Source organism: Streptomyces sp. NPDC085927 (genome assembly GCF_044540975.1).
Taxonomy (GTDB): Bacteria; Actinomycetota; Actinomycetes; order Streptomycetales; family Streptomycetaceae; genus Streptomyces; species Streptomyces hirsutus.
In genome coordinates, this window is sequence record NZ_JBITSN010000014.1 from 1 (window position 1) to 12,590 (window position 12,590).

The window sequence follows — 12,590 nt, forward strand, 5'->3', positions numbered from 1 at the left end:
AAGTACACGGCCGCGTTCAGCAGCGGGGTGGCCACCTGCCACAGCTGACCCAGCTTCGCCTGGCTGTACTGCGCCGTCAGCTTCGCCCGGGAGAAGGCGAGGATGAAGTGCCGGCGCGCCCACAACTCGCGGACGTAGTCCGGCAGGGTGGGGCGGGCGCCGCTGACCGTGAGGCCGTGGCGGGCGGCCAGGGCCGGGAGGTCGTCCTCGGCGGCCGGGGGGACCGGTGCGGGAGGCGGTGTGTGGAGGACCTGACTCACATCCGCTGCTTTCGCTAGGGGGGGTGGGGGTGGCGGCGGGGTGGTGCGGTGCCGGGTCCCGCCCGGTGTTTCCCCGCGCGTCTTCGCGCGTTCACCCACGTCGGGACGGCACCGTATCGTCGCAACGTGAGCGTAGGCCGAACGTGCGTCGGAACGCAACCGTTTCGTCGTGACGGCCCAGGTCCGGAACAGGTCCGGAGCGGATCCGGGTCATGCCCGGATAGGGCCTGGCCAGTGCCTGTCTGTGTCGGATCGGTGTACGTGCTGTCGTCAGAACGGGCCCGTATCGTCGTCGCGCCCTATGCTGGGCCGCATGACGACGAACGCCGACGAGTCCCAGCCGCGTCCGCGCCGCAGGGCCCCCGCCGGGGCGGCCGTACTGCGCGAGGACGTGACGGAGGCGATCCGGGCGGCCGTCTTCGAGGAACTCGCGGCCGTCGGCTACGCGCGGATGTCCATCGAGGGCATCGCGCGCCGCGCGGGCGTCGGCAAGACCGCGGTGTACCGACGCTGGCGCTCCAAACTGCACCTGGTCCTGGACCTGGTCTCCGCCATCGCGGTGCAGGGCCTGCCCGCGCCGGACACCGGCTCCCTCGAGGGCGACCTGCGACTGCTCTACGAGGTCACCTCACGCGCCCTGCGCCACCCCGTGGCCTCGCAGATCCTCCCCGACCTCCAGGCCGAGGCCGCCCGCAACCCCGACATCGCCGAGGCCCTGCGCAAGGCGCTGCGGGAGGGCCAGGACGGGGTCGCCAAGGGCATCGTCACGGCGGCACAGGAGCGGGGCGAGGTACGCCCCGGCATCGACCACGACCTGGCCCTCGACCTGATCTCGGGCCCGCTGTACTGGCGCTCGGTGATCATCCGCAGCCCGAAACTGCCGAAGGGCTACCTGGCAGCGCTGGCCAGAGCCACGACGGCGGCGCTCAGGGCGCTGTGACGCGGGGGCGACGAGCGCACCTCACCGCGACCGGTGACGGCCCGACCGTCCTCACCCCGGGCCGTCGCCGCAGGCATCGACCGCGACGCCGTCATCGCGGGGCCCACCCTGCCCTGGAACTCCGGCGTCGTCGAAGGACACGTCAACCGGATCAAGATGATCAAACACCAGATGTCCGGCCGTATCGGCTTCCAACTCCTGCGGAAACGAGTTCTCCTCGCCTGAGAACAGCGGCACCGTGGCCGTAAGCTACGGCGGCGGGACCCGCTCGGGCCGGGAGGGACGGCAGCGTGACAGCGACGCTGAATCTGTGGAAGCGCAAACTGGGAGAGCTGCCGGAGTCGTTGTGGCAGCGGGCCGAACTGCAGGTGCTGATCCTCGCGGACAATGACCTGACGCACATCTCCTCCCGGATCGGGCAACTACGCCAGTTGCACACTCTGGACCTGGGGCACAACAAGCTCGCCTCGATACCGGACGAGCTGACCGAACTGCCGCTCACCGAGTATCTCTATCTGCATGACAACCAGCTCGAAGAGCTTCCCCGGTCACTCGGGCGGCTCACCGGACTCCGTTACCTCAATGTCGGCGAGAACCAGTTCACCAGTCTCCCGGAGGCCATCGGCGCATTGACCGGACTGGTGGAGCTTCGGGCCCAGCACAATGACCTGACCGCACTGCCCGACACGATCGGTCGGCTACACCTGCTCCGCGAGCTGTGGCTGCGCGACAACGCACTCACGTGTCTGCCGGAATCCGCCGCCGGCCTGACCGGACTACGTCACCTCGACCTACGAGAGAACGCGCTGAAGGAAATCCCGGAGCCCCTGGCAGGGCTCCCGCTGCTCCGCCACCTCGACCTGCGGAGCAACCGCCTCCGCGAACTGCCGGACTGGCTGGCCGAGCTGCCCTCACTCGAGAGACTCGACCTCCGCTGGAACAACATCGAGCCCCGGCCACGCCTGCTCGACCTCCTCGAACAACGAGGTTGCTTCGTCTTGATGTAGCCGGCCACACCCGGGTCTGCACGCAACTCGGCGTTCCCCCACCACAGAAGCTGAACCAGGACTCCGAACACGGGTCCGGGAAACGGCTCAGTGGTGCAGACGTCGGGCGAGGGCGGCCAGGTCCGCCGTCCGCAGGACCCGTTCCCCGAAGCCCGGCAGGGGGGCGCCCGGGGCGTCGCCGGCGGCGGAACCGACGACGGCGCCCACCGCGCGCTCGTAGGGGGCCGGGGTGGAGGTCATCCGCACAGGTCAGCCGCGTCCCGCTGCCGGGTTGAGGCGCTGCCAGCCCGCCCAGGCCGAGGTGATCATGTCGTCGACGCTGTGGCGGGCCTTCCAGCCGAGTTCGGCGGCGGCGCGGTCGGCCGAGGCGACGACGTTCGCCGGGTCGCCGGGGCGGCGGGGGGCGACCGTGGGCGGGAGGTCGTGGCCGGTGAGGGTGTTGATGCGGTCGATCATGCCCCGGACCGAGACGCCCTCCCCGCGGCCGATGTTGAGGGTGAGGTCCCGGCCGGGTGTGGCGCGCAGGGCGCGCGCCGCGGCCACGTGGGCCTCGGCCAGGTCGACGACGTGGATGTAGTCACGGACGCAGGTGCCGTCCGGGGTCGGGTAGTCGTCGCCGAACACACACGGGGGCGCGTTCTCGGTCAGCTTCTCGAACACCATGGGGACGAGGTTGGAGACACCGGTGTCGGCGAGTTCCGGACGCGCGGCGCCCGCCACGTTGAAGTAGCGCAGGGAGGCCGTGGACAGTCCGGTCGCCCGACCCGTCGCGCGGACCAGCCACTCGCCGGCCAGCTTCGTCTCGCCGTACGGGGACATCGGCAGGCAGGGGGTGTCCTCGGTGACCAGGTCGGCGCCGGTGGACGGCGTGCCGTACACCGCCGCCGAGGACGAGAACACGAAGGACGACGGCACGCCCGCCGCCGTCACCGCCTCCAGCAGGACGCGCAGGCCCTCGATGTTCACCCGGTAGTACTGCAGGGGCAGTTCCACGGACTCGGCGACCTGCTTCTTCGCCGCCAGGTGCACGACGCCGGTGACCTCGTGGTCGGCGAGGGCGCGCGCCACCCGCTCACCGTCCAGGACCGAGCCGACCACCAGCGGCACTCCGTCCGGTACGCGGTCGGGGATGCCGGTGGACAGGTCGTCGTACACCACCGTCCGTTCCCCCGCCTCGGTCATCGCGTGTACGACGTGCGCCCCGATGTAGCCGGCGCCGCCGGTGATCAACCAGGTCATGTGCGGCCGTCCCCTCGTCGTTGACCCGTGGTGGTGCAGGTGGTGCCCCGGTGGCGCCGTGGTGCGCGGTGGGCGGTCGGTCCACCGGGCGGTCGGTTTCCACCGTTCGGCAGGATCCTAGGCTTCGTTCGCCGCCGCCGTGTCCAGTGCGGTGGTGAGACGGTCCAGGCGGGCCTTCAGGTCCTGGATCTCGTCGAGCCCGAATCCGGTCGCGGCGGCGATCCGGCGCGGGACGTCGAGGGCCCGCTCGCGCAGCGCGATGCCCTCCTCGGTGGGCCGCACCTCCACCGAGCGCTCGTCGCGCGCACTGCGTTCCCTGTGCACCAGGCCGGCCGCCTCCAGCCGCTTGAGCAGCGGGGAGAGGGTGCCGGAGTCGAGCCGCAGGTGATCGCCGAGCTTCCTCACGGGCAGCGTGCCGTGCTCCCAGAGGGTCAGCATCACCAGGTACTGCGGGTAGGTGAGGCCGAGGTCCTTGAGGAGGACGCGGTACAGGCCGTTGAAGGCGCGCGAGGCGGACTGCAGGGAGAAGCAGACGTGCTGGTCGAGGCGGAGCGTGCCGACGGTGGGGCCGGGCAGCGGGGCACCGGCCGGACCCGGGGCCGGCACGGCTGCCGGCTCCGGGGAGGTGGCGACGGTCGGCTCCGGAGCCGGTCCGGGGTTCGGGGTCGGTGTCATGCCCCCAGGGTATCTCTCTCGAGTCATTTAGTTGTGCGCAATTTAATTGTGTGCTCTACTCGGAGTGTGCGGAGGCCGGACCACCGGACGGACCGGCCGCCCCACGACCACGACTCGAAAGGGAAGGTTTCCCCATGGACGCGCTCTACACCGCTGTCGCCACCGCCACCCACGGCCGCGACGGCCGCGCCGTCACCTCCGACGGCAAGCTGGACCTCGGCCTCAGCGCCCCCGTGGAGCTGGGCGGCAACGGCGAGGGCACCAACCCGGAGCAGCTGTTCGCCGCCGGATACGCGGCCTGCTTCGGCAGCGCCCTCGGAGTGGTCGGCCGGGCCGCGAAGGTGGACGTCAGCGACGCCGCGGTGACGGCCGAGGTCGGCATCGGCAAGCAGGGCGAGGGCTTCGCGCTCGCCGTGACGCTGCGCGTCGAGCTGCCCGACAGCGTGGACCAGGAGACCGGCCGCAAGCTGGTCGAGCAGGCGCACCAGGTCTGCCCCTACTCCAACGCCACGCGCGGCAACGTCCCGGTCGAGCTCGTCATCGAGTAGTCACCGGTCCCGGCCCACCCAGGCCCCGGCCCGGGTTCGGCACCGCTTCGGGCCCCGGCGCGCACCGTGCGCGCCGGGGCCCGAAGCGGCACGTCACTTCACCGCGCCCGCCATCACCCCGGAGATGAACTGCCGCTGGAAGGCGAAGAACACGACCAGCGGAATCACCATCGAGATGAACGCGCCCGGCGCCAGCACGTCGATGTTGTTGCCGAACTGCCGTACCTGGGTCTGCAGGGCGACCGTGATCGGCTGGCTCCCGGCGTCCGTGAAGATCAGCGCGACCAGCATGTCGTTCCACACCCACAGGAACTGGAAGATGCCCAGCGAGGCGATCGCCGGCCCGCCCAGCGGCATCACCACCCGTGCGAACAGGCGCAGTTCGCCGGCACCGTCCAGCCGGGCCGCCTCCAGCAGCTCCTTCGGGATCTCCGCGAAGAAGTTGCGCAGCAGGAACACCGCGAACGGCAGACCGAAGCCGACGTGGAAGAGGATCACGCCGGCGAGCGAGCCGAAGATGCCGATGGTGCCGAAGAGTTCGGCGATCGGGATCAGCGCCACCTGCACCGGCACCACCAGCAGTCCCACCACGCCCAGGAACCACCAGTCCCGGCCCGGGAACTCCATCCAGGCGAAGGCGTATCCGGCGAGCGAGCCGATCACCACCACCAGCACCGTCGCCGGGACGGTGATGTACACCGTGTTCAGCAGGGAGCCGGTGATGTCGCCGTTCTCCAGCAGGGTCTCGTAGGCGCCGAAGGTGAGCTGCGAGGGCTCGGTGAACACCGTCCACCAGCCGTCGGCGGCCATGTCCTGCGGGGTGCGCAGGCTGGCCAGCAGCAGACCGATCGTGGGGACGAGCCAGAACAGGCCGACGACGATCAGGAACACCCGCACCAGCCCGCCGCTGACCCACTCGGTCAGCCGGGAGCCGAGCGTCCGGGACCCGCGGGCCCCGGACTCCTGCGGCCCCGACTCCGGCGCCACGGACCCCGACGGCCCGGACTTCGGTGAACCGTCGCCCTCCAGACGTGAGTTCATCGCCTGACCTCCCGCCTCAGCCGCCGCACGTTGAACCACATCACCGGGATCACCAGAAGCAGCAGGAACACCGCGATCGCGCTGGCGATGCCCGGCTGGTCCTCGGAGAAGCCCTTGCGGTACAGCTCCAGCGCGAGGACGTTGGCGTCGTCCTGGGAGGAGCCGGGCGCGATGATGAAGACCAGGTCGAACACCTTGAGCACGTTGATCATCAGGGTGACGGTGACGACCGCGAGCACCGGCGCCAGCAGGGGCACCGTGATCCGTCGGAACACCTGCCACTCGTTGGCACCGTCGACCCGCGCGGCCTCCAGCAGCTCCCGGGGCATGCCCGCGAGCCCGGCCGCGATCAGCACCATCGCGAAGCCCGCCCACATCCAGATATACGAGCCGATGATGGCGGGCGTGACCAGCGACGGGCCCAGCCAGTCCAGGCCGTTGTACGGCTCCTGGAAGTTGCTCGCCGGCAGCCTGAGCCGGGCGCCGTCCGCCTTCGCCGACAGGGAGAACGTCCCGTCGGCGTCCGCCGTGGCCGTCTCCACCACCGTGCCGTCCTTGACGGCCTCGATCTTCATGCCGGGATAGCCCAGCTCCTCCGCGTCGACCTCGTTCAGCGTGCCGACGCCCTTGCCGCGGGTGAAGTCCTGCCAGGTCGTGCCGGTGATCCGGTCCGCCTCCGGCTTCGGCGCCGCCGCCCGCGCGGCGTCGCCGGGGATCAGGTCCGGGGCGACGCCGACCAGCGGCAGTGCGACGGTCTCGCCGACGCTCACCGTCGCCCTGGTGACGAAGGCGCCCCCGCCGGCCGCCTCCAGCGGCGACTCACGGCCCGGGTGCGCCTTCGGGTACGCCGACGACTCGGCGAAGGTGTCGTGGACGCCCACCCACACCGCGTTCGCGACGCCCTTGTCCGGGTCCTGGTCGTACACCAGGCGGAAGATGATGCCCGCCGCCAGCATCGAGATCGCCATCGGCATGAAGACGACCAGCTTGAACGCCGTGCCCCAGCGGATCCGTTCGGTCAGCACCGCGAAGACCAGGCCGAGCGCGGTGGCGACCGTCGGCGCGAACACCACCCAGATGACGTTGTTCTTCAGGGCGGTGCGGATGCCGTCGTCGGTGAACAGGGCCTGGTAGTTGTCGAATCCGGCGAATCCGTCGCCGGACTGGTCGTAGAAGCTGCGGACGACGGAGTACCCGATCGGGTAGACCACGAGCGCACCGAGCAGCAGCAGCGCGGGCAGCAGGAACAGCGCCGCGACGGTTCTGCGGGTGCCGGTGACGCTCCTGCGCGACGTGGGGGCGGCGGGGGCCCCGGAGGGCCCCGCCGCCGTGTCCGGCTTCATCGCCGGATCAGTTCCCGTACGCCGCGGACGCGTCGGCCTCCAGCTGCCGCTGGGTGCCCGCGATGTCCTTCGGGTTCTTCAGGAAGTCCTGGAGCGCCTTCCACTCGCCCTTGCCGGGGGTGCCTCCGAAGGCCTGCGGGGCCTGGTCGGACATGTCGAAGCGGAAGTCGTCCCCGGCGTCGACGAGAGCCTGGGCCGTCTTCTGCTGCACCTCGTTCGGATACGCCGAGTTCGGCACGTTCTTGTTCGGCGAGAGATAGCCGCCCAGCTTCGCCTGGATGGCCGCCGCGTCCGGGGAGGCGAGGAACGTCGCCAGGGCCTGCGCCGCCTTCGAGTCCTCCAGGATCACGGCCGCGTCGCCGCCGGACACCACCGGCGGGCTGTCACCGACCGCGGGGAACGGGAACACCTTCGCGTCCGTGCCGACCTTCGCCTCGGTCTCACCGATGTTGACCTGGACGAAGTCACCCTCGTAGACCATGCCCGCCTTGGGCTGGTCGCCGCCGGTGAAGGTCTGTGTCACGGAGGCCGGGAACTCGGTCTGCAGCGCGCCGTCCGGGCCCCCCGCGAGGTAGTCGGCCTTGCCCCAGATCTCCGCCAGCGTGGTCAGGGCGTCCTTCACGGACGGGTCCGTCCACTTGATCTCGTGTGCGGCGAGCTGGTCGTACTTCTCCGGGCCCGCCTGGGAGAGGTAGACGTTCTCGAACCAGTCGGTCAGCGTCCAGCCGTCGGCGCCGCCGACCGAGAACGGGGTGACACCGGAGTCGTAGACCGTCTGCGCCGTGGTGAGCAGGTCCTTCCAGGTCTTCGGCTCGCTCGCGCCCGCGTTCTCGAAGACCTGGGCGTTGTACCAGATCAGCGACTTGTTGGCGGCCTTGTAGTAGACGCCGTACGGCTTGCCGTCCACCGAGCCGATGTCCTGCCAGCCCTGCGAGTAGTTCTTCTTGAGCTCCGCCTGCGCCTCGGCGCCCAGCGGCTTGGCCCAGCCCTTCTCCACGGCCTGCTTGACGGCGCCCGGCTGCGGCAGCAGCGCCACGTCGGGCGGGGCGCCACCCGCGATCTTGGAACCGAGGAAGTTGATGATGGGGTCCTGGGCGGGGACGAACGTCACCTTCGCGCCGGTGCGCTTCTCGAACTCCGCGAGGACCTTCTTGAAGTTGGCCTGTTCGGTGCCGGTCCACACGGCGGCCACCTCGAGGCTCTGGCCGTCCAGCTGGGGAAGGGTGACGGTGGAGGCGGTCTCGTCGGCGCTGCCGCCCGTCTTGTCCTTGCCGCCGCCGCCGTCGTCGTCGCCCCCGCACGCGGTGAGCGAGACCGCGAGCACGCCCGCGACGACGGCGGCCCCCGCTCTGCCGGCCCTGCGGGTGCGGGGGGTTGCCGTTGCCGTGGGTGTACCGGACGACCTGCGTGCCCGGATGATCCTGCTCGTCCTGCGCATCACTGCCCCGTTCTTCGTACCTCGTCGAACGTCGAGCGCTGTCCCGTGCGCTCTGGTGTACGCCCGTGAGGTCTAGATCGGCAAGAGTGCGTCTCGTGTCAAGTCCGGGATCGTGACCGCGTCGTGACTCTCCGGGGCGGAGGAGTCGGCCCGGCCCGTCCGGGCAGGCCGCGCGCCCGCACCGCCCGTCGAGGGTGCGGGCGTTACGGATCAGGACTGGTGAGGCCTGCGGGGCTGGTGGGACGGGGCGAGGACCGTGAGGGGAGGGCCGAGGTGTTGCGCGCCCTCCCCCGCTCTCCCGCACGAGCAGGGGGAGAGCGGGGGAGCGGCGCGGGGTCACAACAGCGACGGCACCTCGGTGGCCGAGACCTCGCGGCCCGCGCGTTCCAGCGCGCTGGCGAGCAGGGCGAGGTCGGTCGGGCCGTTGCCGAGCTCCCGGACCGGGCGGCGGGCGGGCGGATCGCCCATGCGGTGCCACTCCAGCGGCACGACCGTGGGCCGCAGCGTCGCCGTGCGCGGGATGCGCCCGGTCACCCGCCCGCCCTGGAACGCGGTCACCCGGCCGTCCGCGTGGGCCAGACGCCCCCGGCCCGGCGCCGGTTCGCCCCCGCTCTCCCGGTTCGGTTCGAACGAGGACACGGCCGCGCGGCCCGGTGCGGGCGCGTCGAGCGTCACGCGCAGGGCCGCACGGCGCACCGGCTCGGACTCCGCCGTACGGGCGGAGGGACCGGTGGCCGACACCAGGTGCACGCCCAGCCGCTCGCCCTCCCGCGCCACCGCCTCCAGCGCCCGCAGCACCGACCCGGCGGCGGGCCGCCCGGGCGAACCGAGCGCGGGGGAGACCAGCGCGTCCAGGTCGTCCACGACCACCACCAGCCGGGGCAGCGGCGGCGGAGCCTGAGCCCTGCGCCGCGCGGCCCCGGGCCGCAGCCGCAACGTGGAACTGGGCGGGGCCTCCAGGTCGTCCCCGGAGTGCTCGCCGACGGCGGCCGCGGGGCCGCGGGGGGCGGTCGTGCGCTGGGCGACCATACGGTCCGACAGTTCGCGCCCGGTGTGCCACTCCACGAAGTCCGACCGGCCCAGCAGTTCGGCGCGCCGCTTCAGCTCGGCGCTCAGCGACTGGGCGAACTCCCGCATCCGCACCGGGTCGTTGGCGCTGAGATGCGTGGTGACATGCGGTACGTCCGTACACACGCGCAGTCCGTCACCCTGTCCGCCGCCCGGTCCGTTGCCCTGTCCGCCGCCCGTGGTGCCGGCGCGGCCGTCCACCAGCACGATGCCCAGCCGGTCCGGCCGTTCGGCCGCTGCCAGGGAGGCGACGACGGCCCGGAGCAATTCCGTACGGCCGCTGCCGGACGGCCCCTCCACCAGCAGATGCGGCCCGTCGGCCACGAGGTCGGCCGACACCGGGCCGCGCGGCCCGGCACCCAGCACCGCGCACGCCCGGCCGCCGAGCCGCTCCTTGTCGTCGGCCGCGTCCGCCCAACGGGCCATCAGCGAGGCCGGGGTGGCGCGGGCCAGGCCCAACTCGTCCAGCAGCCGCGCCGACTGGGGCAGCGGTGCCGACACGCGCGCGTGCTGCGCACCGGGGGCGCCCGCCGTGCGCAGCGGTGCCAGGGCCCGCGCGAACCGCTCGGCCCAGGCAGGGGAGACCGCGTCGACCGTGGCGACCGTGCCGTGGCCGACCGGGCCCGGCGCCCTCCCCGAGCCGGTGGCGGCCACCCGCAGCAGGCGCAGGGTGGTCGCCACGTCCCCGCTGAGCAGGGCGACGGCACCGCACTCCCGGAACGCGGGCGTCACCGCGCAGGCCGTCTCGTACGTCTCCGTCACCGGGGACGAGGCGGAGGCGGCGGCCGTCTCGGCGAGGCACACCAGGTGGATACCGGCCCGCGGCCCCTCCACCGCCAGCCGTGTCACCGCCTCGCGCACCTCGGGTTCCCCGGGGTCGCCGTCCACGACGACCACGGTGTACGGCCCGGTGAAGCCGCCTTCCGGACCCTCGCCGATGTCCCGGACGGGCCGCCGGGGCGCACCCCGGTCGGCGCCGGACGCCCGGGGCTGCTCGGGGATGAGCGGGGCGGCGGAGGCGGAGGGGACGGACCGGGAGGAAAAGGCGGGAGGGGAGGCCGGGGCGGGGGAGGTGCGGGCCGCGTGGTCGTGGTCCTCCAGGCGGCGCAGCAACTCCTCGGCGCGGGCCGCGGCCTGTTCGCGGTCGTGGGCGAGGAGCAGCCGGCAGTCCTGCCCGTGTCCCGGCCGCACGTGCGGCAGCCAGCCCAGCCAGGCCCATTCCGCGGTGCGCTCCTCCAGGGTGCGGGAGCGGTCGGCGGTGATCAGGACGATCTCGAGCGTGTCGGGGGAGTGCAGCGCGGCGAGCTGGGCCAGCACCGCGCGGGCCAGCCCGGAGAGCCGCTCGCGCGGACCGGCCAGGCCCAGCGAGCCCACCTCGCGCAGCCCCGACGTCACGGGCACGGCGGGCAGCAGGCCCGAACCGCCGGGGACCGCCCGGTCGGCCGTACCGAGGCGTATCGCCAGGGCCTCCGGGTGGCCGGGCCCGCGTTCCCACAGGCGGGGCCCGGGGCCCAGCGCGGTCAGCAGCAGCGTGGCGGGGTCGGGCCAGGTCTCGGGCGGGGCGACGGCCGGTTCGGCCGGGACGGCACCGGCCGCCTCCTCGCCGTACGTCTCCGGCCCGGTGCTCTCCTCCGGCTCCGGGCGTCCCCCGGCCAGCCGGCGCGCCCACGCCGAGAGCCCGCCGCGCCGGCGCCCGCCGGAGGGCTGCGGCGCGAGACCGGCGTCGGCCGGGTCGGTGCCGCGCACCGGAGTGCCCTTGCGGCCTCCGGCGGGCCGGGCGCCGGGAGCGGCGGACCGGGCGGTGAACCCGCCGTCGGCGCCGGATCCGGTGGGCGCACCCGTGCTGCCCGCGTGGGTACCTGTCTCCGCCCCGGACGCCGGGCCGAACCCGCCGTCGGCCGGCCTCGGCTGCGACACCCGGCGCCCCTTGGGGACCCGTGGCACCTCACCCCGGGAAGCCACGTGGACCGTACGCCTGCCGGTGCCGGTGCCACTGTTGCGGCCGGTGCTTCCGGAGCCGAAACCGAAGCCGGTGTCGGAGCCGGGACCGGAGCCGGTGTCGGAGCCGACGGAGGAGCCGGATCCCGCGCCCGCGTCCGAAGCGCCGCCCGTCCCGTGGTTCTCGATCCCCGGCGCGCCCCCCTGGCCGGGCACCAGCGGGGTCTCCCCGGTGGTCCGGGCCGCCGGGGAGCCGTAGCCGTGGTGCGTGGGCCCGTCCGGCGGACGCACGGCCGCCGGCCCCGTCCCCGCCCCCACGGGAGGCTTCGCGGACGCCCCCGCGGGCGGTTCCGGCACGCGGACGTGCCCCTCGCCGTCCGGCGTCGTCCGTGCCCGCGCCCCCGGTCCCGCGGCCGGGGTGAGCCGCAGCGCCGACTCGCCGATCCGCAGCAGTGCGCCCGGAGCCAGACCGACCGGGCGGGAGCCCACCCGCCGGCCGTCCAGGGTCGTGCCGTTGGTGGAGCCGAGGTCGGCGACCGAGACCCTGCCGTCCGGGCCGACCGTCACCGCGCAGTGCAGCCGGGAGACGTCCGGGTCGTCGAGCGGCACATCGGCGTCGGCCGAGCGTCCGATGCGGATCTCGCCGCCGTGCAGCAGATGGACGCCGCCCGCGTCGGGACCGGCGACGACATGGAGCCTGGTCGGGGCGTCGTCCAGCTCGGGGTGCGGCTCCGGCTCGCCCGGGGCGCCCACGGCCAGCACCGCGCCGTCGATCAGCGGGGGCTCGCCGAGTGTGCAGCGCTGGGCGTCCAGCCGCTGGTCACCGGCGTACAGCACCGGGGCGCCGGAGGAGCCCGCGGAACCGGAGGCGCTGTCGCCGCCGGAGACCGCGGAGACCAGCGCGGCGGCCACCGCCGCCAGGGCCGTACCGGCGGGGGCGGTGACGACCACATGGCCTCGCGCGGGGGAGGGCAAACCCAGCGGATCTACCACGGTCAGCCGGATCTGCATCGCCGTGAGCGGTCCCTTCTGCGCGAGCGCCCGCGGCATGGAGGACGGAACCGCCCCGCGGTCCCCCACCGCGGACTTCCCC

11 protein-coding genes and 1 pseudogene are annotated in these 12,590 nt (G+C 73.3%); 4 read left to right on the plus strand and 8 right to left on the minus strand.

The features are described from left to right. Positions 1 to 260: pseudogene (locus ACIF80_RS28710) on the minus strand (ABC transporter permease); the annotation flags it as partial. A 313-nt stretch (positions 261 to 573) separates the two neighbouring features. On the opposite strand from ACIF80_RS28710, the gene ACIF80_RS28715 reads away from it, so the two are divergent. The 3 genes from ACIF80_RS28715 (at position 574) to ACIF80_RS28725 (ending at position 2,207) form a co-directional block, all read left to right on the plus strand. Further along, entirely contained in the window at positions 574 to 1,200 is a 627-nt protein-coding gene (locus ACIF80_RS28715) for a TetR/AcrR family transcriptional regulator (RefSeq protein WP_399809996.1), read from the plus strand. A gap of 33 nt (positions 1,201 to 1,233) precedes the next feature. Further along, the gene (locus ACIF80_RS28720) at positions 1,234 to 1,425 is read left to right on the plus strand and encodes a hypothetical protein (protein ID WP_399809997.1); all 192 of its coding nucleotides are present in this window, start codon (positions 1,234 to 1,236) and stop codon (positions 1,423 to 1,425) included. A 65-nt stretch (positions 1,426 to 1,490) separates the two neighbouring features. After that, positions 1,491 to 2,207, plus strand: a complete 717-nt coding sequence (locus ACIF80_RS28725; RefSeq protein ID WP_399809998.1) for a leucine-rich repeat domain-containing protein — start codon at positions 1,491 to 1,493, stop codon at positions 2,205 to 2,207. 87 nt (positions 2,208 to 2,294) lie between these two features. Here the strand turns inward: ACIF80_RS28725 and ACIF80_RS28730 are convergent, their stop codons facing one another. From ACIF80_RS28730 to ACIF80_RS28740, 3 genes are all read right to left on the minus strand, one after another. Then, the gene (locus ACIF80_RS28730; RefSeq protein WP_399810000.1) at positions 2,295 to 2,447 is read right to left on the minus strand and encodes a hypothetical protein; all 153 of its coding nucleotides are present in this window, start codon (positions 2,445 to 2,447) and stop codon (positions 2,295 to 2,297) included. Positions 2,448 to 2,456: 9 nt separating this feature from the next. Continuing rightward, a complete protein-coding gene (galE, locus tag ACIF80_RS28735) occupies positions 2,457 to 3,446 on the minus strand; it encodes a UDP-glucose 4-epimerase GalE (RefSeq protein WP_399810001.1) in 990 nt (329 codons plus the stop codon). Positions 3,447 to 3,563: 117 nt separating this feature from the next. Then, the gene (locus ACIF80_RS28740) at positions 3,564 to 4,121 is read right to left on the minus strand and encodes a MarR family winged helix-turn-helix transcriptional regulator (protein ID WP_399810003.1); all 558 of its coding nucleotides are present in this window, start codon (positions 4,119 to 4,121) and stop codon (positions 3,564 to 3,566) included. A 134-nt stretch (positions 4,122 to 4,255) separates the two neighbouring features. Between ACIF80_RS28740 and ACIF80_RS28745 the strand changes: the two genes are divergently transcribed. Continuing rightward, positions 4,256 to 4,669, plus strand: a complete 414-nt coding sequence (locus ACIF80_RS28745) for an organic hydroperoxide resistance protein (RefSeq protein WP_399810004.1) — start codon at positions 4,256 to 4,258, stop codon at positions 4,667 to 4,669. Between the two features lie 93 nt (positions 4,670 to 4,762). Here the strand turns inward: ACIF80_RS28745 and ACIF80_RS28750 are convergent, their stop codons facing one another. The 4 genes from ACIF80_RS28750 to ACIF80_RS28765 form a co-directional block, all read right to left on the minus strand. Continuing rightward, entirely contained in the window at positions 4,763 to 5,710 is a 948-nt protein-coding gene (locus ACIF80_RS28750; protein WP_399810005.1) for a carbohydrate ABC transporter permease, read from the minus strand. Further along, positions 5,707 to 7,053, minus strand: a complete 1,347-nt coding sequence (locus ACIF80_RS28755; RefSeq protein WP_399810006.1) for a carbohydrate ABC transporter permease — start codon at positions 7,051 to 7,053, stop codon at positions 5,707 to 5,709. The genes ACIF80_RS28750 and ACIF80_RS28755 overlap by 4 nt, the downstream gene beginning before the upstream one ends. A 7-nt stretch (positions 7,054 to 7,060) precedes the next feature. Continuing rightward, complete coding sequence (locus tag ACIF80_RS28760) at positions 7,061 to 8,491, minus strand: ABC transporter substrate-binding protein (protein ID WP_399810008.1); 1,431 nt, start codon at positions 8,489 to 8,491, stop codon at positions 7,061 to 7,063. 336 nt (positions 8,492 to 8,827) lie between these two features. Continuing rightward, entirely contained in the window at positions 8,828 to 12,508 is a 3,681-nt protein-coding gene (locus ACIF80_RS28765) for an FHA domain-containing protein (RefSeq protein ID WP_399810257.1), read from the minus strand. Between the last annotated feature and the right edge of the window lie 82 nt (positions 12,509 to 12,590).

Bases quoted from the DNA above. Each gene is read 5' to 3' on its own strand.
- ACIF80_RS28715 (WP_399809996.1), top strand. From the start codon at position 574: ATGACGACGAACGCCGACGAGTCCCAGCCGCGTCCGCGCCGCAGGGCC.
- ACIF80_RS28730 (WP_399810000.1), bottom strand. From the start codon at position 2,447: ATGACCTCCACCCCGGCCCCCTACGAGCGCGCGGTGGGCGCCGTCGTC.
- galE (WP_399810001.1), bottom strand. From the start codon at position 3,446: ATGACCTGGTTGATCACCGGCGGCGCCGGCTACATCGGGGCGCACGTC.
- ACIF80_RS28740 (WP_399810003.1), bottom strand. From the start codon at position 4,121: ATGACACCGACCCCGAACCCCGGACCGGCTCCGGAGCCGACCGTCGCC.
- ACIF80_RS28745 (WP_399810004.1), top strand. From the start codon at position 4,256: ATGGACGCGCTCTACACCGCTGTCGCCACCGCCACCCACGGCCGCGAC.
- ACIF80_RS28750 (WP_399810005.1), bottom strand. From the start codon at position 5,710: ATGAACTCACGTCTGGAGGGCGACGGTTCACCGAAGTCCGGGCCGTCG.
- ACIF80_RS28755 (WP_399810006.1), bottom strand. From the start codon at position 7,053: ATGAAGCCGGACACGGCGGCGGGGCCCTCCGGGGCCCCCGCCGCCCCC.
- ACIF80_RS28760 (WP_399810008.1), bottom strand. From the start codon at position 8,491: ATGCGCAGGACGAGCAGGATCATCCGGGCACGCAGGTCGTCCGGTACA.
- ACIF80_RS28765 (WP_399810257.1), bottom strand. From the start codon at position 12,508: ATGCAGATCCGGCTGACCGTGGTAGATCCGCTGGGTTTGCCCTCCCCC.